We start from the raw sequence: 22,836 nt of genomic DNA, 5'->3' as shown, positions 1-22,836 counted from the left end.
TTCTTATCTTTTGTGGCTCTGCTGTAACACCCTCGGTCGCGTGGAATCGCTGCCGTAGTATTCTTGGGAAAAGTAATAATAGCTATGCGGTTCGTTTTCTGGAATTACACCATTGATGACTTGCCCAAGAACATGCTGTCCAGATTGCGCCAGAAATTCTTTGGCAAAAGTCGCACTCGCTGAATCAACAACTCCAGGACGGACAACAAGTAAAACACCATCAGCCATCTTACCTAAAATTGGTGCGATCGCATCAACATTCAACGCCGGAGTATCAATAATTGTAAAATCATAATTTTCAGAAAACATCGTTGCCAAGTTGGCCATGCGCTGCGATTCGAGTAAAGCTACTGGGTTAGGTGGTGTAGATCCGGCAGTCAAGACATGGATATTATCGATAACTTGCTTGACAACCGCAGGAAACTCTACTTGTCCAACTAATAAATTACTTAAACCTGACTGATTTGGCAGTTCCCAAATTTGATGCTGCGTAGGACGAAGCATATCAGCATCGACGAGGAGTACTCTTCGTCCTAACTGCGCCATTGATGCGGCTAAGTTTGCAGAGACAGTGGATTTACCTTCTTGGGGGACTGAACTCGTAATGACAACAACTTTAATTTGTTTATCAGAACTTAAAAACATCAAATTAGCTTGCAACATGCGATAAGCAGCACTCATTGGAGAACGCGGTGCAGCTTGAAGCATTCCTGGAGTATAGGTGTCTGATTCTCCTGCAATGGAGGAAGTTTCCGAGCTTTTAGAAATTGGAATCACCCCTAAAGGTGTAAAACCTAAAACTTGCTTTGCTTGCTCTACCGTTTGCAGCGATTTATCTCTGGCTTCGAGTAACAAAGCTGTAGCGATCGCAAACGCGCCACTGACGAGTAAACCGGTAACGATAAATAAAGGCTGACGCGAATTAACAGGTTCGTCAGGAATTGTAGCGGTAGCGATTACCCGTGCGTTGCCGACGTTTTGGTTTTCGGCAAGGCGACTTTCCTGGAGTTTTTGTGTTAGTAGTGAATATGCTGACTGCGCTGCTTCTAACTCGCGTTCTAACTCGCGTTGCCTTTGTTCTAACTGTGGAACTCTGTTGAGTTTTTGCGTATATTGCGCTTGTAATTCAGATAAAGCTGCCAGTTGACTACTTAAACCTAAACGTCTTGCTTCTGAATTTGCTAGTTGCTGGGTCAAGTTTTGCTCGTACGGGCTAATTTGTCCGTTACTTGCTTGTTGCAGGTTAGTATTAACAGCGCGTTGCGTTCGCTGTTGTAATAAACGCTCTAAATCAGCTTTGCGCGATCGCAGCGCGACAAGGGTAGGATGATCTTCGCGAAAACGGTTTTGATCTGTAACGATTTGCGTTTCTACTTGTTGAATTTCTTTGAGTAGCTCTTGTACTCCAGGAGCCTGGCTAATCGATGTCTCTGCGCTTGCAGTTGTTAAATCTCTGCCCAACTCTTTTTGTAAAAGTGCTGACTGCGCTTGCGCATCGGCGAGTTGCGTTTGTGTCGCGTTAATTTGTTTTTGCAGTTCAGTGTTAATATCAACGGCGGCGCGGCGTTCTTCTTCTGCAGCAACAATTTTGTTTTCTTCTTTGAACGATCGCAAAGCTGATTCAGCTCGATTAAGAGTTTCTCTGGCTCTAGGGATTTGATTTTCAATAAACTCGCGCGCGGCTGCAGCTTCTGTGCGATTACTCAAAAAATTATTTTCTAAATACACCGCCATTAGAGTATTTACAACTGCAACAGCAGTTTCTGGATTGCGGTCTTGGTAAGAGATTCGCAAGATATCCGTACCCCGAATGTTACTCACATTGAGGTTATTCAGAAACTGATTCAGTCTCAGGGGATTACCACTTGCATCTCTAAGATCCAATCGTTGCAGTGCTTTTTCAGCAACTTGTACCGAACGAATAATTTCTGCCTCTGTATCGAGTGGATTATTTTGCTGTTGCAAAGGATCTAATTGTCCAACGTTTGTTTCTACGCCAGTAATCGAAGATGTTGCATTTCCTCTTCTAAACAACAGTTTTCCTTCCGCAATATATTGGGGCTTTTGGAGTATCAAGCCCAGCATAAATAGCGAAAGAACTGATCCAAATGCAACTGAGGAAGGTAGCCATCGACGCTTGAGGATGCGCCAGTATCGTTGGAACCCTCCAGTAGATTCCCTAGATTCCATAATTCATTTGTAAAAAGGTTTTCCGATGAATGTAGGAAATTTTTCTTAGTAGATCCTACCGCAATATCTTGTTTGATTGAACTACAGGATTTAGCAAAAATGTATTAAATAGGTGGATATCACTAAATATCATACTTTTTGGGCAAGAGGTAATTGGTAATGGGTAATCGATCCTATTTGAGAATTACCGGTTACCAATCTTTTGGTGACATTTACTTTTATCCACTTACTAACAGCAGACAGATTTACCATCAAGTTCCTCCTGTATTATCCACCGATTCTCGATCGCCATGCGACTGTGACAATCGGCGTTGCCATTGAGCATCTATTTTGTCGGAGCGTTCTACTTCTTGTTCTAGCAGATCTGTTTCAGTACTGTAGATTAAATCTTCCTGAGTAATCACTGTATTTGCACTAAATTGCTTAGCGTAAGCCATTTTTTGTTGTAAAGTCGCATCAGGATTGGCTAAAGTTCCGGCTCGCAGTTGTCGCTGGCGATTGCGATCGCTAATTCGTTGATTCCGCGCTTTGATCCAGAAATAGCGCGCGAGAGGAACGGCTAAAAAGGCAGTACCGTATCCGAGAAGTAGCCAATAAATTCCCTGGGCAAACGCGACTATCCCTCCCAATTCGGCTGCGATCGCGCCGTCGGCTAACAAGTATCCTAAAAATACCGCACCGACAAAGTTTAACAATCCTAACCCTGCGGCTAACGCAATTTGTCCTGAACTTGCGGCACTAAAGCGCCAGAGTGACTCTTGTAAATACGGCGCAACCCCACGCGATCGCCGTTGCGCTGCACTCGCTTGTAATTCGGGAAAATGATACACTAGCTGTCCTTGGGGACTAACCGCCGGTTGTCCATTAAAGCGCGTGAGTACAGGTAACATATAATCTTCGTACTCTTGTGCGTACCCTGAACCGATATCGTCAAGATATGGCGCAATTTGTTCGGCAACAACTGCACCAGAGTTATTCCGAATGACAGTTGCAATCGATTGCCAGCGCTGTTCCTCTAAGTTAGCGTTAGGATTGCCATCACCGAATAAAAACGAGAAGATCGCTTCTAAAAAATTAAGTTCGTTCTTTTCATGGCGTCTTTGTTGGTAACGCGTAGTGTAATCAGGGTAAAAAAACCAATACCAACTAGGACTAATCCAAAAGCGGGGTATGTACACCATACCACCACCCGAACGATTGCCGCGATCGTCGCTATCGCGGTTTATCATACTGATAATAATAAAAATGCTCAGAAAAATGATCGCGATTGACAATATCAAAACAATACCGAAAGAAATCCGAATCAAATAAAATAAAACACGCCAAACCCTTTGCCACCATGCTTGTAGCCGTAATCTCCAAAACTTATTTCGCAGAACTGTACGGAAATTTTTGGGAAACTGATAGACAATTTCACCTGATTCAGCGACTTGCATATGTCCACCAGCTTCGGAAGCAAGCGTTAATAATCCCTGCTGTGCCAAGCTGACGTTTAATCCTGATTGCGTAGCAACGTCTCCAACCGTAACGCGGTAGCCTAGTTGCTCCACAGCTTGCATAATTGTGGGATTTGGAGCCATGATATTCCTCAGTCAAAAAAATCAGCTTCCTATTTATCAGTATAAAGTTCTGCCCTCTGACAGTTGAACTGTTTGATAAATGGCAAGTTGCGATCGCACCACAAATTGCCTACGTTACAATGTGTTTCCCAGCTTGCTAGAACAAGAACAGTTGTTTACGAAGATACAAGGAAAGATACAGAAGGGGAAAAACAGACCTATGTATCCCTGCACGCAAATTTAGGAGTTTTAACAGCGATTGCTTTTCTCACACTAAGTTCCTCAAAAAACCTTATCTCTCTGTTGAGTAATAAATTTAGGAACTTGGATCTATGAAGATAGAAAGAAATCACCTTCTACCCTCTGCCCTCTACCTTCTACCCTCTACCTTTTTCAGTCACAATTAAACTCAGCAGCACTAAATAATATTGAACAGACAACTTATGGTTAAGTACACTTTGCCGCAAAGCCCAGAAATTATCCTGAATGTTCCTGGTAAAGATTCGGCGAAAGCGCGGGACAAAGCAATGGATCAGCTAATGGAACTTATGGATGAAGGTAAGTTACCTACTGATCTTGCCGAAGGTTTTAGTTCTCAACAATTAATTGAGGTAAAAGAAGCAGCGACAGATACTGCGAGTGATGAAGATGCGGTGACGCAAGCAGTACAAGTTTTGAGTAATCTTGCTACGCTTAAACTCAAAGTGCAAGAATCGCGCGAAGAAGCAATGGTAGTGCGTGCTGCAATTGATGTACTGTTTACAGATAAGTCTGTCAGCGAAGAGGAAATTACTCGGATCAAAGAAGGCTTCAAAGTATTAAAAAACTTTGCGCAAGTCAATTTGCGTTATCAAGAAGCAAGGTCCAAAGCCGAAGAAGCGCGTAATATACTCGATCGAGCTTTAAAATCGCAAGAGTCTTAAATAGCAAACTTTGAGATTTTTACCTATAAACGTTTTTCTAAAGTAGAAACTCGCTTTTCTAAGTTGTTAACTTGTTGCTTAATCTCAATTACGAGCGTTGCTAATCTATCAAACATTTCTTCTTGGTTTGATTGCGCCCTCGGTCCTGGGGGTGTTGGTATATTTATTGGTGTTCGCGGTGATTGTATGCTGCGCGATTGATTAAGTTGGGCTTCAATGCGGTTAAGTCGCGATTGCACGCCGCGAAGATCGACTTCTAGTGCGTTAATACGTGATTGTACTTGTGATGCAGCAGGATGGGCAAGTAAATTGCCCCACACAAAGACAACGGCGATCGCCACCAGACTAAACCAGATAATTTTTCTAAACATTGTTGTTGAATGCGAAACCGCGAGTTTTGACGCCGAGTTGTTACAAAAATTCTTCCTATTGACGAAAGGAGAATTCTCATAGACAATCGCTGTACTTTCAACTCTAACTAATACCAATGTGTATTTATCAGCGATCGCGGTTATGCTAACGCAACTGCATAAGCTTCTCTTCCCGCAGAACTCTAAACCTAGCATTCAGATGAAATTCTGGTTTGGTCTGAGTCTCGTTTTTGCTGCTATTTATGGCATTCTAGCGCTTCAGCAAGCTTTTAGCAGTGAGTATGTGGTACAAGATGACGCGCGACAACACGTTTTTTGGATGCGTCGGTTTTTAAACCCTGACTTGTTTCCAAATGATTTGATTGCTGACTACTTTCAATCAGTTGCACCATCGGGATACGCGATCTTTTATCGCAGCTTTACTATTGTAGGAATTGACCCGCTGTGGTTAAGTAAAATTTTACCACTAATCTTAGGATTACTTACAACAAGTTACAGCTTTGGTGTTTGTTTGCAAATATTACCCATACCTCTAACTGGGTTTATTGGGGCAATTCTTCTTAATCAAAATTTGTGGATGCAAGATGGCTTAATTTCCGCTACACCAAAAGCTTTTATTTATCCCTTATTTTTAGCATTTTTTTATTACTTTTTACGACGTTCTTTGATACCTTGTTTAGTTGCGATCGCCCTTTTAGGATTATTTTATCCTTCGTTAATTTTTGTGTGTATTCTCATTTTGCTTTTTCAGATTTGTCATTGGCGACAATGGCGATTACGACTATCCCTAAATCGTCAAAACTACATCGGTATTGCCGGAATTGGAGTCGCAATTCTCGTTCTCTTACCCTATGCACTTTCTTTAAGTGAATTTGCACCGACGATCGCTGCATCAACTGCAAGAACTTTACCTGAATTCTTACCAGGAGGAAGAAGCAGCTTTTTTATCAACGATGCTTGGGAGTTTTGGTTTAATGAGAGTCGCAGCGGGATTCGGTTGACTTCGGCGTTAATGCCACCACTAGTGTACGCTGGGCTATTGCTACCAATGATGTTGTGCTATCCATCGCTGTTTCCTTTGACAACTAAGATCCGCAGTAACATTATTCTTTTACCACAGATGATAGTTGCATCTTTGGTCATGTTTTTCATTGCCCATGCGCTGATATTTAAACTTCATCTTCCTAGCCGCTATACGCAACATAGTTTGCGGATCGTCTTGACAACCGCTGCTGCTATTGCTTTAACTTTGTTACTTGATACTCTATTACGGCGATCGCACAAGTTTTATCCAGGAATATTTGACTATATAAAACGTACCTGCGCGCTGATAATTGCTTTAATATTGATATTTTATCCAGCTACATTACATCAGTTTTTATGGACAGGTTATATTGTTGGAAACAACCCTATTTTATATCAGTTTTTTCAACAACAACCCACAAATATTCTCATTGCTTCGCTAGCAAATGAGGCTAATAATTTGCCTACTTTTGCTCAACGGTCTATTCTCGTCGGTAGTGAATATGCTATTCCTTATCATTGGGGATACTATCATCAATTTCGTCAGCGCACGCTCGATCTCATTCAGGCACAGTATAGTCAAGATTTAACTGATGTACAGCAATTCATTCAAAAATACAATATTAATTTTTGGTTACTAGAAAAAAACGCTTTTACTCCAGAGTATGTGACAAGCGATCGCTGGATTCGACAATTTCAACCACTTACTACAAATATAATTCAAGGACTCCATCAGCAAGCCCCAGCTTTAAGTAAAGTCACCACTCAATGTACTGTTTTTGAAGTCGATAACTTTATTGTTTTACAAGCACAATGTATTCAAACAAAATCTGAATGACTCATTATAGATATAAATTTTCCTACCTTTATTTCTTCTTAATTGCTGTCATATCACTAGGTATATTCTTTAGATTCGTCAATCTCGATAAAAAAGTGTACTGGATTGATGAGGTGCATACTTCAGTACGCGTTGTTGGCTACAAGAAAACAGAATTTGTCGATGAAGTACCTAGCGATCGCATTATTAATATTCAAGATTTACAAGTTTTCCAACGCTTATCGCCAGAAAGAAATTGGTTCGATACGATTAATGCTTTAGCTGCGAATGCTGAACACACACCCGCCTATTATGCGATCGCCCGTTTGGCAATGCAAATTTTTGGAAGTTCCGTTACTGTCACTCGTGGTGTCGCGGCTGTTATTAGTTTATTCGTCTTTCCCTGCGTTTACTGGTTATGTTTAGAGTTATTTGCTGCGCCACTTGTGGGGTGGATTGCGATGGCTTTAGTCGCAGTTTCTCCAATACACGTACTATATGCCCAAGAAGCAAGACAGTATAGTTTACTAACTGTAACTACCTTACTAGCTAGTATTGCTTTCTTACGCGCTATTCGTCAAAAGACAAAGTTAAGCTGGGGAATGTATGCTTTAACCGTTGTTTTGGGTTTATATTCCCATCTTTTATTTATTTTAGTTTCTTTCGCGCATGGTGTTTACTTATTACTTCTAGAGCAATTTCGCGTAACTAAGAATTTTCTTGCTTATCTTATTGCTTCATTAGTTGCGATCGCAACGTTAATTCCCTGGATAATTCTATATTTTATTAATGCCAGTAGCATTGGAGAATGGACAGCGCGGGCAATTAGTTTTGAGGCTTTAATCCAAAGATGGTTATTAAATTTCACTGCTTTATTTTTTGATATGCAAGTTGCTTATAATAACGCTCAGTTCTTTGACGTTGAAGCAGGTAATGATATTCAATTTAATGCTAATGATGTTTTGCTATATGTAATTCCTTTATTTATAGCGCTAGTTGTATACGCATTTTATATTTTATGTAGTCGTACATCCATATCAAGTTGGTTATTCGTTGTTACACTTTTAATCATTCCTACTATAAGCTTAGTATTACCAGATTTAATTTCTGGCGGACAACGCTCTAGTATTGCTAGATATTTATTACCTGGTTATGTTGCTATACAAATAGCTGTTGCTTATTTATTTGCTAACCGTTTAACAGCGTCTTTGAAATATTCGCAGCAGAAAGTATGGCAAATTATTTTGGCGATCGCACTAGCAAGTGGAACTATCTCTTGTATTGTGAGTGCGCAAGCTGAAACTTGGTGGAATAAATATAGTAGTTATTACAACCCTGAGATTGCCAATATTATTAATCAAGCAAATCAGCCACTTGCGATCAGTAGTCAAAGGCGAGTAAGTCGTATTACTTCGCTAAGCTATGAACTTGAGCCCAACGTCAGTGTACTACTGGTGAGTGAAACTGAAATTCCTGAGGATGTTAAACGATTTCGTGAAATTTTCTTGTTTAGACCTGATGCAGAATTGCAAGCCAGATTACAAAACGACCCTGAATATAAGTTAGAACTCCTTCATGCTCCAGGTCAACTTTGGAGAGTGCAAATTGACGAGGCTCAACTATCCAATTAAAAAAGTTAACCTTTGTTATGTATCAATTTCTTAACATGAGAGTTGACAAGATTGAAGTTGGCAGCAGCGCATCTACACCTTTCTTAATCTCTTTAAAGTTTTACTTATAAGTATAATCCGACTAAGTTTATCAAAAACTTTTACTTATAAGTAGAAACAAAAAAAATAAACTCTTTCATAAAAAAAGATTTGGAAAACTGTAATATTCTGAACATAAGAATACGCAAACTAGTTCAAACCCAACTCGATTAAGTTTACTTATTTCATTAATAGTTAACCTAATAAATCTAGAGTTGACTTTTTAAACATTGTGGGAATCCTGGTGCTTGCCTGAACAGTTTTTTTTGACAACAGGCAAGAGATAGGTTTTCGGTCTGGAGGCTGAATGAAGAAAATTTCTCGACGCAAATTTATTGTCATTACTGGAACTTCATCTGTAAGCTTGATTGCACTAAAAGGATGTACAGCTAACCCTGGAAATCAATCGGCTTCGCTGGTTACAGAACAATCTCCTATATCACCGAGTGATGAAAAAGCTCTTTACGAAGCTGCAAAAAAGGAAGGAAAGCTTGTTCTATACACTGTTTTCTTTACTCAAGAGATAGTTAATGAAATCGGGGCAGCTTTTACAGCTAAATACCCAGGAATTACTTTTGAAGGAACTCGTAATGCTGCTGCAACGTTGTTTCAAAAAATTAACCAAGAAATACAAGCTGGCTTAAGAGTAACTGATGTTTTTGGCACGACTGATATCAGTCAAATGATGCAGCTAAAAGAGCAAGGAAGACTTTTACAATACGAACCATTAGGTAAAGCAAATATTCCAGAACCGTATCGCAATCTCGATCCAGATAACTTCTATCAAGTCGGTGCTTTGATTCCGATTGTGATTGCCTATAACACTCAAAAGCTGCCAGCAGCAAATGTGCCTAGAAGTTGGAAAGATTTAGTGCAAGCGCAGTATAGAGATCAAATTGCCACAGGTAGCGGTGCAGCAAGTGGACAAGTAGGAACGTGGGCGATCGCAATGCAGCAAAAATACGGTTGGGATGAATATATTGTGAGATTTAATCAACTTAATCCTAAGCTGGGGCGCTCGATTAACGACGTTATTCCGGTACTCGTATCTGGCGAACGCGCGATTGGGATTGCAACGTTGGGACAAACATTGACGCGTAAAGCGCAAGGCGACCCGCTGGAAGTCGTTTATCCCACTGATGGTGCAGTTGTCGTCGTGGGTCCAATTGGCATATTGCGTGATGCACCGCATCCGAATGCTGCCAGGCTATTTATGAATTTCTTGCTGACGAAAGAGTATTCAGAACTAATTGCTAAATATTACGAGCAACCGCTCATAGCTGGTGTTTCTATTCCTGGCGCGAAAACACTTAAAGATATGCAAGCTACAGTTCCTACAGCAGCGGAAATTCAACGCGATATCCCTGAAGTTATTAGGAAATGGCGTAACGAGTTTGGCGCTTGAAGCAACGGAGGAAAAATTTTGACGACTCAAACTGGTATCGCAAGATTCATTGTTAGCCCGCAGCGGTTCTTAAATCGTTGGTTTGGGAAATATGACTTTTCTTTCGTTTTTTGGATTGGATTTATTCTAATTTTGCTATTGCTGATTGGTTTACCAAGTTATTGGTTAGTCTTGCGTAGCTTAATGCAAGTCAATGAAGGTGGGTTTACTCTCAGCAATTACGTTGAAGTTTTGACAAACCCGCGCTTTCGCGAGGCAGCGCTTAACTCGTTGATACTAGCAACAGGAACAGGAGTTCTCAGTATTTTGATTGGAGTTCCTCTCGCTTGGGCGACGACTCGGACAAATATGCCGTTACGAGGACTTGTGCGGATTTTGTTGTTGGGGGCATTTTCGATGCCTACCTTTTTGGGTGGAATTGCGTGGATTCTGCTTGCTGCACCAACATCAGGTTGGCTGAATCGGGTTTTTGTTGAATTGACTGGCACAGAAAAAGGACCGCTCGATGTTTATACAATGTTGGGCGCAATCTTTGTAGTGGGAATCTACAGCTTTCAATATGTATTTTTGATGGTGAGTTCGGCGCTGGAGTTTGTCTCCTCAGAATTAGAGGATGCGGCGACAGTCTTAGGCGCAGGCACATTTGCAACAACATTTCGCATTACTTTACCACTCGTATTACCGGCAATTATTTCCGGCTTCATTTTGTCCTTTTTAGAAGCGATCGCACTGTTTGGTTCTCCTACCTTAATACTGATTCCAGCGCGAATTAATATCGTAACAACCGAAATCTGGCAGCAGTTTCAGTATCCTTCTAACGTTGAACTAGCTTCTGCTTTTTCGATATGTTTGGTTGTTCTCACCGCAGCGTTGCTGTTATTGCAACGTCGTCTGCTAGCGCGCAAGGGCTACACTACGCTAACGGGAAAAGCTGGACGAAAACGCCTTATTGATTTGGGATACTGGAAATGGATTTTTCTAGCTTTCTGCTTCCTTGTTGCGACGCTATCGCTGTTTTTGCCAGTTTACGTTCTATTACGTACAGCGCTATCAAAGTCTTGGGGACGCCCGCTGGATGCTTCTAACTTGACACTTGCCTGGTTTGAAGACGTATTGTTCAAGCAGCCTTTTACTTCAGTCGCGATTCAAAATACGCTCATTTATGCTGCTGGTGCAGCGACGTTTGCGATGTTAGTTGGAATTGCGATCGCTTACATCGTTAATCGCAAACTGGTACGGTTTTATCAGGTATTAGGCTTTCTTCCCATGCTACCTTTAGCAATTCCTGGAATTGTAATTGCTGTGGGAATTTTTTCGGCTTACTCGCGTCCACCTCTTGTACTGTACGGCTCAGCAGCAATTTTGATTGTTGCTTTTACAACGCGATTTTTACCGATCGCTTTTTCTAATGCTGGTAACATTTTCACGAGCATCAATCCTGAGTTGGAACTCGCGGCGCGTAACCTGGGCGCAACGCAGGCGACAACAGTCCACAAAATTACTGTGCCTTTGGTACAGCGCGGCTTAATCAGCGGCTGGCTGCTTGTATTTATCTTGTCGGTACGCGAACTTAGTTGTGCGATTTTACTCTATACGAATAACACGCAAGTCATTTCCACTGCCCTGTTTCAATTGGTAACAGAAGGCAGCTACGAACGCGTAGCCGCATTAGGAATCGTGATGCTAGCAATTATCTTCACCACAATAGGTATTGCTTACAAGTTCCTAGGACGCGATTTCATGCTGGAAAAAGGCTAAACAATCACGCAAATTAAATCTATGGCAAGCATTACAATCGACAATTTAACCAAATACTTTCAGAATAGCTGCGCAGTTGACCACATTAATTTGAATGTAGCCGATGGCGAATTGATTGCTTTGTTAGGTCCTTCGGGGTGTGGTAAAACGACGACGTTGCGGATGCTAGCAGGTTTTGTATTTCCCGATGAGGGACGAATTTTTGTAGGCGATCGCGTTGTTTCTTCTCCCCAAAAAACTGTACCGCCAGAGAAGCGCAATATGTCCATGATTTTTCAAAGTTACGCGATTTGGCCGCATAAAACGGTGTTTGAAAATGTAGCATTTGGACTAGAGTTGCGCCATGTAGGACGCGAACAACTGCGATCGCGCGTGAATCGAGCCTTGGAAATTGTCCACTTAAGAAGATTTGCCAATCGTTATCCCGCGGAACTATCCGGAGGACAGCAGCAGCGCGTCGCGCTAGCGCGGGCGATCGTTGTGGAACCACAGATTTTGCTGTTAGATGAACCACTGTCTAACTTGGATGCAAGTTTGCGCGATGAAATGCGCAACGAAATTCGCAATCTCCACGATCAGCTAGGATTGACAACGGTGTATGTCACGCACGATCAAGGAGAAGCGCTGGTACTTGCCGACCGCATTGTTGTGATGTATGAAGGTACTATTCAACAAGTAGGCACTCCTGAAGAAATTTATGAAAGTCCAGCAACTGAGTTTGTAGCGCGGTTTATTGGACGTTGTAACGTGCTTCCTGGTACTTTATTAGCTTCAGGACAAGTAGATGTGGGCGGAGTATTCATTACAGCAAAAAATTTTGCTCCTGGAGTTTATCCTGGTCATGCAGTCGCATTAAGTGTACGTCCGCACTCGATTATCATGAACCCAATTTACTGCCCGACAGATAATCCCGAAATGAACTGTTTTAGTGCTTGGGTAGAACACCACAACTATTATGGAGAATTTCGCGACTATACTGTGCGTTTAGATAACAGCGATATCGTTTTGAGTGTGGTAACTTCTCCTCATGTTCGTCACCAAATTGGCGAACAAATGTATCTAGCAATTCCTGCTGAATGCTGTCGCGTGGTTCCTCAAAGTGCTACCACTCAAGTAGCAGAAGCGATCGCCACAGCAGCGGCTGTATCTTGAGACGATCTTATGACTTCACTAATTCACCAATCAGCAACACTACTCGATCTACTTATTGGAGAAGACGATCGCCCAGCGATTGTTGCACCAGATAAACCAAGTTTGACCTACAAGCAACTACGTCACCAAATTGTCGAACTCGCAGCGCAGTTGAATCGCTTGGGAATTAAACGCGGATCGCGAATTGCGATCGCCATGCCGAATGGTCCAGAAATGATTTTAACTTACCTGGCTGCGGCAACGTGCGCTACAGCAGCGCCGCTGAATCCTAAATATAAACAAGAGGAATTTGCGTTTTATTACGAAGATACGCAAGCGATCGCCTTAATTGTTCTCGGTGACGAAATCGCTACGGCGCAAGCGGCGATAACTCCACAGATGATGCTCATTCAAGCGACGCCAAATTCTGATGGTACGTTGTCTTTCCACAAAATTCAAGGAAAAGAATATCCACCGCAAACGATTGAACAAGCTGAATCAGAAGATGTCGCGATGATTCTGCATACGAGTGGTACGACAAGTCGCCCGAAGCGCGTACCTATAAAACATCGTCATCTAGCGGCTTCAGCACAAAATATTATTGGCACGTATAACTTGAGTGCCAGCGATCGCGCTTTGTGTATTATGCCGCTATTTCACGTTCATGGAATTGTCGCCTCAATGCTATCAACTTTAGCATCAGGAGGAACTGTCATTTGCCCAAACGGGTTTAATGCCATGGAGTTTTGGCGGATTTTTAGCGAGTTTCAACCGACGTGGTACTCAGCCGTACCAACGATGCATCAACTAATACTTGCACGCGCCGAACGCAATCAAGAGGCGATCGCGCAAAGTCGTTTGCGATTTATCCGTTCGAGTAGTTCCTCGTTACCTCCAGTAGTGTTAGAAAGCCTCGAAGCGACGTTTCATGTTCCGGTACTAGAAGCCTATAGCATGACCGAAGCATCGCACCAAATGACTTCTAATCCCTTACCTCCTCATCCGCGCAAAGCTGGTAGTGTCGGGTACGGGTTCGGCGTGGAAGTCGGGATTATGGATGAAGCGGGTAATTTATTAGAAAAGGGTCAGTTAGGCGAGGTTGTTGTTAAGGGTGCTAATGTAGTAGATGGCTACGAAAATAATCCTGAAGCTAATGCGAAAGCGTTTACTCAGGGTTGGTTTCGTACTGGCGATCAAGGTGTAATCGATCCTGATGGCTACCTTTCGCTAACAGGGCGCATCAAAGAGTTGATTAACCGAGGCGGCGAGAAAATTTCTCCTCTAGAAGTTGATAACGTTTTGCTGCGTCATGCGGCGGTTGCAGAAGCACTGACGTTTGCTGTTCCCCACAAAACTTTAGGCGAAGATATCCACGCAGCAGTGGTCTTAAAAGATAGTAGTGTCAGCGAACAGGAATTACGCAAACATTGCTCAGAACTGCTTGCAGAATTTAAAGTTCCCCGTCAATTGCATATTCTAGAAGAGTTACCCAGAGGCGCAACAGGTAAATTGCAACGGTTGAATATGGCAAAATTGCTAAATATTGGGGCATAGTACGGTTTTGATTTCAAGTTTCTACAAATACGTTGCAGAGGGAGAATTAGTTGTAGTTCTTAGTTAAAGAATTAGTATAAGCTGCTATGAAAATTTGCATTGTTGGTGCAGGTGCGATCGGGGGATACATTGGGGCTAAATTGGCGCAGGCTGGCGAACAAGTGACGTTAATTGCGCGCGGCGCGCATCTGCAAGCAATTCAACAACAAGGCTTAACGCTACGCAATGCAGATGGTACAGAAGAGTTGATTAAAGATGTCGTTGCAACGCAAGATATTGCAAGTGCGGGTACGCAGGATGTTGTCATTGTGGCATTGAAAGCGCAGAGTGTACCCAGCGTTGCGCCTCATTTACCTGCATTGTATGGTGCGGAAACAATCGTCGTGACTGCGCAAAATGGCATTCCTTGGTGGTATTTTCGCAAGCTTGACAGTCCCTATGCTGATTATCAAATTCAGGCGGTCGATCCGCAAGGAATCGTGGAAGCGCATATTCCTGTCGATCGCGTCATTGGCTGTGTCGTATATCCAGCAGCGGAAATTGTCGCGCCTGGCGTTGTGCAACATATCGAGGGCGATCGCTTTTCTTTGGGCGAACTTGATGGTACGAAAACTTCTCGCATTCAACAACTCTCGCAAAGCTTCCGTCAAGCAGGAATCAAAGCGCCTGTACGCAACCAAATTCGTAATGAGTTGTGGGTGAAGCTGTGGGGAAATTTAGCGTTTAACCCGATTAGTGCATTAACAAGAAGCACATTAGAAGAGATTTGTCAATACTCTTTAACGCGTGAACTGGCAAAAAATATGATGCTCGAAGCGCAGGCGATCGCCGAGAAACTGGGCGTAGAATTTGGCATTTCGCTAGAGCAACGCATCGAAGGCGCAGAAAAAGTAGGCGCGCATAAAACTTCCATGTTACAAGACATTGAAGCACGTCGTCCCACCGAAGTTGACGCCATTGTGGGTGCAGTTGCCGAACTTGGAAAATTAACACAAACTCCGACTCCCTATATTGACGCTATTTACGCGAGTGTCAAGTTACTGGAAAAAACTCTAACCTGCTAAGGCAATACCATCCGCACGCGGTTCAGAAGCCGCGATTAAAGTTTCTCCTTGCCGTAAGATGATTTGACCTTTGCCAAAATTACGCCGTTCGGCGATGATTTGAATATCATGTCCGCGATCGCCTAATGCAAGTGCAACCGAATGCGGTACGGTTGGTTCGAGTAACACTGTTTTCCTTGTCGTAAATTGCCAGCGGGGTGCGTCTAAAGCTGCTTGCGGATTCATGGCGTAATCAGCTAAGTTAACGACAACTTGCAGATGTCCCTGCGGTTGCATATGTCCTCCCATGACGCCGAAGGGTCCTAACGGCTTGTTGTCTTGCGTGAGAAAACCTGGAATAATTGTGTGAAAAGGACGTTTTGCAGGTGCAATTTGATTGGGATGTCCGGTTTGTAATGTAAAGCCTGAACCGCGATTTTGTAATGCAATGCCTGTTTCTGGTACGAGAATTCCGCTACCAAAGCCCATGTAGTTCGATTGGATAAAAGATACCATCAAGTCGCGATCGGCAGCTGCAAGATAAACAGTACCTCCTTTGGGTAAATCAGGTTGTGCAAATAGCGCGTGAAAGTTGTTAATTAACTCTCTTCGCTGCGCAGCGTAGGTTTTGTCTAATAAGCGATCGCTTGTCACTTGCATAAATTCAGGATCGCCAATGTGTGCATGAACATCCGCAAACGCAAGTTTCATAGCTTCAATTTGCAGATGATAGCTTTGTACCGACTCGCGCGGATAACGCGATAACTCAAAACCTTCTAGAATATTTAACGCCATCAATGCGGCAATTCCTTGCGTATTTGGAGGAATTTCCCAAACGGTTAAATCGCGATAATTTGTCGAAATGGGTTGTACCCAGTCGGGTTGATGCTGCGCCAAATCTTCTTTTGTTAACATTCCTCCTGTATCCGCAGCAAAATTGGCAATTTTTAGGGCTAAATCTCCACGATAGAAACTCTCTCCTCCCGTTTTGGCAATTTCGCGTAGTGTTTGCGCGTGAACTATACTTCCCCAGATTTCACCTGCACGCGGGGCGCGATCGCTGGGAAAAAAAACTTGTTTAAACGGTTGAAATTCTGGGGCATTGAGTGATAAAAAATGCGATGCTGCTTGCCATGCACGCGCAGTTTCGGGAGATACCGGAAAACCTTGTTCAGCATAACGAATAGCTGGGGCAAATAATTGCTCAAACGGTAATTTCCCCCAACGTTCCCACAGCGATCGCCACGCAGAAACAGCCCCTGGTACTGTAACGGTTAACCAACCTACAAGCGGAATTTGGGGTATGTCATCAACTTTGAGATTTCGCGGACTTTTACCAGAAGCATTCAATCCATGTAATTTTCCATCCCAAACTAACGCAAAAGCATCCGAACCAATTCCATTAGAAGTTGGTTCAACGACTGTGAGTGCGATCGCCATTGCTAACGCCGCATCGACAGCATTACCACCAGCCCAAAACATCTCCATAGCAGCCAGCGTTGCTAATGGTTGGCTGGTACTGGCGGCATAATTTTTCCCTAAGATCGCGCGTCGCGATGCAGCATAAGGATATTGCGTTAAGTCAAACGCCATTAAGTTAACCTTGAGACTCTACCTTTGACTGAATTGAGTTTAAGTCAAGATCGAACTTATTCGCGATCGTTTCCATAATGCGTGCTGCTTCAGGTGTAATGATACGGTCTTTTTGCGCAATTCGATAACACTGCGCGAGTAAAGGAATCGCAAAATCGCGGTTGAGTTGATCGAGAAGCGTGTCTAATGGTTGCGGCGATTTAATATTATTACCGATACTTTCTAACGAAGACTCGCTGAAATTGAGGTTTTTTAATTCAGGGAGAATCTCTTCCCACGATTTTTCAGGATGAGTTGCAAGGATCGTGTGTACTAAAACTTGATCCATAACAGCTTCTTGGGCGATCGCCGTTTCAGCATAGCGATCGCTTTGTTTTGCGATCTCTGCAAGTGTTTCCTCCGAATCAATCGAAGTATTTTGGTCTAACTTCGCTTCATAAAAGCGACACGCTGCATATCCTACAGAATACATAATCGCCGCGTTAGAACTTGAGCCAATCATTGCCCCAGCAAAGGGAATATTTCGCAGTAAGCCCAAACCTGCGGTACGTAACAACCGTCCACCACCTAATGCTAAGCCAAAAATTGCCAGCACTTCTCCTTTACGCGCGGGATCTTTCAAGTCAAGTCCATACGCCGCCGCAATTTGATAAACCATTTCTGCTTGTAGGCGTGTGGTTGCAGCTAAGTCCACCGCTAATAGTGCTAAAGCTGCCCCTGGTAGAATACTACTTGCTAAACCAATGCCACCTGCATACGTTGCTTTTTCCACCATAATCCGATGTGCAATTTCGCTGGGCGACTCGTGAGGATACTCTTGTTGTAGCTTTCTGACTTCCTCAGTAGCTTTGTCAAGATTAACGTTATCGGTTGCGCCGACTAACCATTGCAGATTAAGCAAGCGCGAAAAGCGCTGTACTATCCAATTATCGCCGACAAAGTTAATAGCTTCGCCTGCAGTCTGCGTTGCTTGCGAAATGAGATCGTGCGTTTGTTTTGCAGCAGCTTCACCAACTTCCACAGCAGTTTGTGCTAGTGATAACCCTGTTTGCGCTGCGGTAGTTGCTACTGCTACTGTTACATCACCAACAGTTTTGGCAAAGAAATCAAAGAAAGATAGCGAATCGTCTGTGGTGTTTGATTGTGTAGGTGGATTTGGATCTTTGTTTTCAGTTTTTGGCGGGAGAATCGTCACTTCAACATCCGATGTATCAGACACCGGTGACGGCTGTTGAGATTTATCTTCCATGAGTAAGTATATGATTTAAATCGACTTCACTCTCCTTTTAGCCGAAATTCCAGAGATAAAACATCTACCTGCGATCGCATCTTATGCTAGCAGCAAAGCAGATTTTTGTACTAACGCAAGTGAAGGCACTATACGCAGTTCACAACCGTCATATTAAATCTGGTTGATTAGCGATGATAAAAATGGTAACTAACTACTTAACCAGAGATCGCATCTCCGACCTCTGACCTCTACTATTCGCAGTTGCTTGCACAATCCGACTATCTAATTTAGTCGCTAACTCTTGCAGTGATGCTTGTGGTGTCGTGTGATTTAAAGACATGACTGCGGTGAATACACCAACATTACCCCGCCGAAAGCTACCGATATCAACTTGCGCTCTTTGATTTAATGCACCAATTGCTAGCGTTGCGCCTGCGGAGGAATTACCAACATTCAAGCGATTCGGTTGGTGTTCGAGGAGTTTGGCGGCTACGCCGATTTGCGGTTGTAATTTCGTAAATAACTGTTGCCAGTATTGTGGTTGTTCCACTTGTCGCAGATTCGCATCAAAGCGTAGTAAACTCAACGGTTGATTGGGAATTGTTGTTGTAAAGCCGGAGACAACTTCTAATGTGTCGCGGTTGACATACACGAAATAATCGTTGATTTGCAGGTTCTGCTTCGTTAAAAGTGGGACAAAATTGCTTAAGTAAGCTGCGAGTTGCGGTTTAAAAGCTGAAGGAATTTCTTCAAAACCTGCGGGTAAGTCTTCAACTCTCAAAGTAGTAGTAGCAGGCGATACAGTTTTTTGGGCTAATTGCACAGTAGAAGGTGTTGCAGCGTTTAAAATTTCTACTGAAAATGGAGTCAATAGCGTACTTGTTACAACAGCTACAGTAAAAAGCGATCGCCTCCGGCACTTAGATACTTGCAATGAATCGTTGACACCAGTTTTCATTACCAAACGTTTTTATTATCTCAATCTACAAAAAATACTGACTTCTATGAACGACGCTTTAGTTCCTGCACTGCTAGCACGTTTTACTTTATAGTTGATTCACACCGGTAGCTTCAGATGTCCATTGATATTTTTTATTTATATAGTGTAGTGGTATGAAAGCCATCTATTTTATCTCAACATCAAAGCTTTAGAGTAAAACAGGACTGCTACGCGTCCCCATTTCGACATAAAATTCTTAGAACATCCTGACGTTTCCCTTACTGGTCTGTTCCTTAACCCATAATTTTTAGATTACTATGGCTATTGGCTACGTTGCCCTTGTCCTCCACGCTCATCTCCCATTTGTTCGTCATCCCGAAAGCGATTACGTACTTGAAGAAGAGTGGCTTTATGAAGCCATCACAGAAACCTACATTCCTCTACTTCAAGTTTTTGAAGGACTCAAGCGAGACGGTATTGACTTCAAAATTACGATGAGTATGACACCGCCGTTGGTGTCGATGCTGCAAGATCCGCTTTTACAAGAACGCTACGATCAGCATTTAGCCAAGCTAGAAGAATTAGCAGAACTCGAAGTCGAACACAATACTCACAACGGACACATTCGCTACCTTGCTGAACATTACGCCACAGAATTTAATAACGCACGCAATCTATGGGAACGGTACAAAGGCGATCTCGTCACTGCATTTAAGCAATTTCAAGACACTAACAACTTAGAAATTATCACCTGCGGTGCAACGCATGGCTATTTGCCGTTGATGAAGATGTATCCACAGGCTGTGTGGGCGCAAATTCAAGTGGCTTGCGAACACTACGAACAAACGTTTGGTTGTGCGCCTAGAGGGATATGGCTACCGGAATGCGCGTATTATGAAGGTTTAGAGCGAATGCTTGCGGATGCAGGCTTGCGTTACTTTCTGACAGATGGACATGGTATTTTGTATGCGCGTCCGCGTCCTCGTTTTGGTAGCTACGCACCTATATTTACCGAAACAGGTGTTGCCGCATTTGGGCGCGATCACGAATCTTCGCAGCAAGTTTGGTCATCAGAAGTCGGCTATCCTGGCGCGCCAGAATATCGCGAGTTTTACAAAGATTTGGGCTGGGAGGCTGATTACGAATATATCAAGCCCTACATCATGCCCAATGGACAGCGCAAGAATACGGGTATTAAATATCATAAGATTACTGGACGCGGGTTGGGACTATCTGATAAAGCGCTTTACGATCCTTACTGGGCGCGGGAAAAAGCCGCAGAACATGCGGGTAACTTTATGTATAATCGCGAACGCCAAGTCGAGCATTTGTATGGAATAATGCAGCGATCGCCGATTATCGTCTCGCCCTACGATGCAGAATTGTTCGGTCACTGGTGGTATGAAGGTCCGTGGTTTATCGATTACTTATTCCGTAAGTCATGGTACGATCAAAATACTTATCAGATGACGCACTTAGCAGATTATTTACGCGTCAACCCCACACAGCAAGTTTGCAAGCCTTCGCAATCAAGCTGGGGCTACAAAGGATTCCACGAATATTGGTTAAATGAAACAAATGCCTGGATTTATCCGCATTTGCACAAAGCCGCTGAACGCATGATCGAATTATCGCGGCGCGAACCCGCAGATGAGTTAGAATGGCGGGCGCTAAACCAAGCCGCAAGAGAAGTATTACTAGCGCAATCCTCAGACTGGGCATTTATTATGCGCACGGGAACAATGGTACCTTATGCGGTGCGTAGAACGCGATCGCACCTGATGCGTTTTAATAAACTCTACGAAGACATCAACATCGGCAAAATCGATAGCGGTTGGCTAGAAAAAGTCGAGTCGATGGATAATATTTTCCCTAAAATCAACTATCGCGTTTACCGTCCGCTTTAAGTTCAAATTATAGGGTTGGGTGCTAACCTAACCCTTTGTACCAATACATGAAGCTTGTAACACTACATAATTACCCGTTTGAAAAACTGAACAGCGCTTAACTTCATTAGCTAGTGCGGGAATTTTTCCTTGATGTAAGAAACTAATCGCTTGCTTCGCCGCATCATACTGTCTAATCCACCGACTGCGGGCAATATATACTGGATGCCAGGCTGAAGATTCAATTAACCAGTAATCTATATTGTATTTTTGAATAAAACTTTGTACTTGGTGCAAATCAGGGCTGTATTGTGCAGCAATTAAATCATTTGTTCGTTGTCGAATTTGTGCATAGTAACCTTTATGATAGGGAACAGGAAAACCGACACCACCTACGAGAATCGAACGTTGCGAAAATGAAGGAATATTCGCAGTTTCGTTGGTTAAAGAAGCAATGAGAATATCTTTTGGCTGCTGCGCAAAAAACTCATACAAAGCTGGAGATTTACCGATAACGTAGTCTGTTTTAGGAAACTTTTCTAGAAAAGCTGGTGAGATGACAATAGCAGTTAATAATAAAGTTGATAATCCTACAGCTAACCACTGATATTGTTTGGCATTTTGTTTAGTATGCGCAGCCCAATTTAATAAAGCATCTAATAGTATAACAATCGCAATTCCCCCCGCGATCGCTGTCACAATTCTCAAACTATGCTCAGTATATCTTGTCGGCAGATGTAAGCGAAATAATAAAGCATGAGCCGCAAAAAACATCCCTAACGATGCTAAGGTAATTTGTACCAGAAGCCAACTTTGAGAAGTTAGCTGTTTTACCAAAGGAAATACTCTAGGAAAAAGTAGCATCGGTAACAACAGCAGCGTTGCCACAATCGGTAAAATCGTTCCGTACTTGGGCATCATACCGCTACGCTGTCCAGTAAACCAGAAGTGTTGTGGCGTATCAACAAAAAACTGACTCAAACCGGTCGAGCTAAACTCTGGTAAAGTTCTTGCTTCAGCGGCTGTAATTACTGGACCATACTCAGAAGACTTTAACGCATAAATGAATAAAACGAGAAAAGCTACGCCGAAAGCGATCGCACAAAACAAATAGTCACGCCGATTTTGGGTAAATGCAATTCCACCACGTTGCCAGCGAATCAATTGTAGAACTAAAATACCCGCACAGATAAAGACGCCCTGGGGATAGAATAAACCTAACAGTGCGATCGCAACACAAACGAGCAATAAACTACGACGCAACAAATAGAATAAAAAGCCAGTAAATAGAGGATAGAAAAAAGCGACAGCAGTACCAGAAACTAAATCGTCGCGCAGCCACAAATACTGATTTAATAATAACGTAGCGAGAAATCCTGCTAAAGGTATAGGAAAAATTTGTAGGCAAGTACCAAAACAAAATCCTGTTGTAATAACTCCTAATATTGTTGGTATAAATTTATTAAGCAACATAGGGTCAATGCCTATTGTTGCAAAGAAGCGATAAAAATTGGTGTAACCAAGAGGCGCGACTGATTGAAAGTAATCTGCTAATAAATCATTAGGAAATAAGTCAGGATCTAAAAAACGTCGCATCCAAAATACGTGCTGACGAGCATCGTCTTGAACGACGTAATAACTACTAAAGCCCATTCTTAGACCCAAGAGACTATAAATTATAGCAAAAACTAAACTCAAACTGA

General features: G+C 42.8%; 16 protein-coding genes. 9 read left to right on the top strand and 7 right to left on the bottom strand.

Annotated elements, in window-relative coordinates; all coding sequences use genetic code 11:
* Positions 1 to 3 precede the first annotated feature (3 nt).
* Positions 4 to 2,190 (bottom strand): polysaccharide biosynthesis tyrosine autokinase, encoded by a 2,187-nt coding sequence (locus B1A85_RS21850; protein ID WP_104548835.1) that lies wholly within the window; start codon positions 2,188 to 2,190, stop codon positions 4 to 6.
* A 251-nt stretch (positions 2,191 to 2,441) separates the two neighbouring features.
* Positions 2,442 to 3,770, bottom strand: a complete 1,329-nt coding sequence (locus B1A85_RS21845; RefSeq protein ID WP_104548834.1) for a hypothetical protein — start codon at positions 3,768 to 3,770, stop codon at positions 2,442 to 2,444.
* Between the two features lie 422 nt (positions 3,771 to 4,192).
* Between B1A85_RS21845 and B1A85_RS21840 the strand changes: the two genes are divergently transcribed.
* Positions 4,193 to 4,672: a hypothetical protein gene (locus B1A85_RS21840; protein ID WP_104548833.1), complete on the top strand. Its 480-nt coding sequence runs from the start codon at positions 4,193 to 4,195 to the stop codon at positions 4,670 to 4,672.
* Positions 4,673 to 4,695: 23 nt separating this feature from the next.
* On the opposite strand, the gene B1A85_RS21835 is transcribed toward B1A85_RS21840, so the two are convergent.
* Positions 4,696 to 5,043 (bottom strand): hypothetical protein, encoded by a 348-nt coding sequence (locus B1A85_RS21835; protein WP_104548832.1) that lies wholly within the window; start codon positions 5,041 to 5,043, stop codon positions 4,696 to 4,698.
* A 199-nt stretch (positions 5,044 to 5,242) separates the two neighbouring features.
* On the opposite strand from B1A85_RS21835, the gene B1A85_RS21830 reads away from it, so the two are divergent.
* The 7 genes from B1A85_RS21830 to B1A85_RS21800 all read left to right on the top strand — a co-directional run bounded on the left by B1A85_RS21830 (position 5,243) and on the right by B1A85_RS21800 (position 15,504).
* Positions 5,243 to 6,904 carry a hypothetical protein gene (locus B1A85_RS21830; protein ID WP_210404671.1) on the top strand — a complete coding sequence of 554 codons (1,662 nt, stop codon included), beginning with the start codon at positions 5,243 to 5,245 and terminating at the stop codon, positions 6,902 to 6,904.
* Positions 6,905 to 7,017: 113 nt separating this feature from the next.
* On the top strand, positions 7,018 to 8,514 hold the full coding sequence (locus tag B1A85_RS21825) for a glycosyltransferase family 39 protein (RefSeq protein ID WP_210404670.1): 1,497 nt from the start codon (positions 7,018 to 7,020) through the stop codon (positions 8,512 to 8,514).
* A 385-nt stretch (positions 8,515 to 8,899) separates the two neighbouring features.
* Positions 8,900 to 9,997, top strand: a complete 1,098-nt coding sequence (locus B1A85_RS21820; RefSeq protein ID WP_104548829.1) for an ABC transporter substrate-binding protein — start codon at positions 8,900 to 8,902, stop codon at positions 9,995 to 9,997.
* Between the two features lie 18 nt (positions 9,998 to 10,015).
* Positions 10,016 to 11,755, top strand: a complete 1,740-nt coding sequence (locus B1A85_RS21815) for an iron ABC transporter permease (RefSeq protein ID WP_104548828.1) — start codon at positions 10,016 to 10,018, stop codon at positions 11,753 to 11,755.
* 21 nt (positions 11,756 to 11,776) lie between these two features.
* Entirely contained in the window at positions 11,777 to 12,907 is a 1,131-nt protein-coding gene (locus tag B1A85_RS21810; protein WP_104548827.1) for an ABC transporter ATP-binding protein, read from the top strand.
* A gap of 9 nt (positions 12,908 to 12,916) precedes the next feature.
* Complete coding sequence (locus B1A85_RS21805) at positions 12,917 to 14,440, top strand: acyl--CoA ligase (protein WP_104548826.1); 1,524 nt, start codon at positions 12,917 to 12,919, stop codon at positions 14,438 to 14,440.
* Between the two features lie 86 nt (positions 14,441 to 14,526).
* Positions 14,527 to 15,504, top strand: a complete 978-nt coding sequence (locus B1A85_RS21800) for a 2-dehydropantoate 2-reductase (protein ID WP_104548825.1) — start codon at positions 14,527 to 14,529, stop codon at positions 15,502 to 15,504.
* Here B1A85_RS21800 and B1A85_RS21795 read toward each other — a convergent pair.
* From B1A85_RS21795 to B1A85_RS21785, 3 genes are all read right to left on the bottom strand, one after another.
* Positions 15,493 to 17,076, bottom strand: a complete 1,584-nt coding sequence (locus B1A85_RS21795; protein ID WP_104548824.1) for a gamma-glutamyltransferase family protein — start codon at positions 17,074 to 17,076, stop codon at positions 15,493 to 15,495. The genes B1A85_RS21800 and B1A85_RS21795 overlap by 12 nt on opposite strands.
* A 4-nt stretch (positions 17,077 to 17,080) precedes the next feature.
* Positions 17,081 to 18,325, bottom strand: coding sequence for an EcsC family protein (locus B1A85_RS21790; protein ID WP_210404669.1), 1,245 nt, complete (start codon positions 18,323 to 18,325; stop codon positions 17,081 to 17,083).
* Between the two features lie 193 nt (positions 18,326 to 18,518).
* Positions 18,519 to 19,271 carry a hypothetical protein gene (locus B1A85_RS21785; RefSeq protein ID WP_146087208.1) on the bottom strand — a complete coding sequence of 251 codons (753 nt, stop codon included), beginning with the start codon at positions 19,269 to 19,271 and terminating at the stop codon, positions 18,519 to 18,521.
* A gap of 293 nt (positions 19,272 to 19,564) precedes the next feature.
* Between B1A85_RS21785 and B1A85_RS21780 the strand changes: the two genes are divergently transcribed.
* Positions 19,565 to 21,154 (top strand): glycoside hydrolase family 57 protein, encoded by a 1,590-nt coding sequence (locus B1A85_RS21780; protein WP_104548822.1) that lies wholly within the window; start codon positions 19,565 to 19,567, stop codon positions 21,152 to 21,154.
* A 27-nt stretch (positions 21,155 to 21,181) separates the two neighbouring features.
* Here B1A85_RS21780 and B1A85_RS21775 read toward each other — a convergent pair whose 3' ends face one another.
* Entirely contained in the window at positions 21,182 to 22,786 is a 1,605-nt protein-coding gene (locus B1A85_RS21775; protein WP_210404668.1) for a hypothetical protein, read from the bottom strand.
* Positions 22,787 to 22,836 lie beyond the last annotated feature (50 nt).

The organism is Chroococcidiopsis sp. TS-821, from assembly GCF_002939305.1.
In the GTDB taxonomy this organism is placed as follows: Bacteria; Cyanobacteriota; Cyanobacteriia; order Cyanobacteriales; family Chroococcidiopsidaceae; genus Chroogloeocystis.
This window is presented reverse-complemented; position numbering and strand designations above follow the sequence as displayed.

Bases quoted from the DNA above. Each gene is read 5' to 3' on its own strand.
- B1A85_RS21850 (WP_104548835.1), bottom strand. From the start codon at position 2,190: ATGGAATCTAGGGAATCTACTGGAGGGTTCCAACGATACTGGCGCATC.
- B1A85_RS21845 (WP_104548834.1), bottom strand. From the start codon at position 3,770: ATGGCTCCAAATCCCACAATTATGCAAGCTGTGGAGCAACTAGGCTAC.
- B1A85_RS21840 (WP_104548833.1), top strand. From the start codon at position 4,193: ATGGTTAAGTACACTTTGCCGCAAAGCCCAGAAATTATCCTGAATGTT.
- B1A85_RS21835 (WP_104548832.1), bottom strand. From the start codon at position 5,043: ATGTTTAGAAAAATTATCTGGTTTAGTCTGGTGGCGATCGCCGTTGTC.
- B1A85_RS21830 (WP_210404671.1), top strand. From the start codon at position 5,243: ATGAAATTCTGGTTTGGTCTGAGTCTCGTTTTTGCTGCTATTTATGGC.
- B1A85_RS21820 (WP_104548829.1), top strand. From the start codon at position 8,900: ATGAAGAAAATTTCTCGACGCAAATTTATTGTCATTACTGGAACTTCA.
- B1A85_RS21810 (WP_104548827.1), top strand. From the start codon at position 11,777: ATGGCAAGCATTACAATCGACAATTTAACCAAATACTTTCAGAATAGC.
- B1A85_RS21805 (WP_104548826.1), top strand. From the start codon at position 12,917: ATGACTTCACTAATTCACCAATCAGCAACACTACTCGATCTACTTATT.
- B1A85_RS21800 (WP_104548825.1), top strand. From the start codon at position 14,527: ATGAAAATTTGCATTGTTGGTGCAGGTGCGATCGGGGGATACATTGGG.
- B1A85_RS21795 (WP_104548824.1), bottom strand. From the start codon at position 17,076: ATGGCGTTTGACTTAACGCAATATCCTTATGCTGCATCGCGACGCGCG.
- B1A85_RS21790 (WP_210404669.1), bottom strand. From the start codon at position 18,325: ATGGAAGATAAATCTCAACAGCCGTCACCGGTGTCTGATACATCGGAT.
- B1A85_RS21780 (WP_104548822.1), top strand. From the start codon at position 19,565: ATGGCTATTGGCTACGTTGCCCTTGTCCTCCACGCTCATCTCCCATTT.
- B1A85_RS21775 (WP_210404668.1), bottom strand. From the start codon at position 22,786: ATGGGCTTTAGTAGTTATTACGTCGTTCAAGACGATGCTCGTCAGCAC.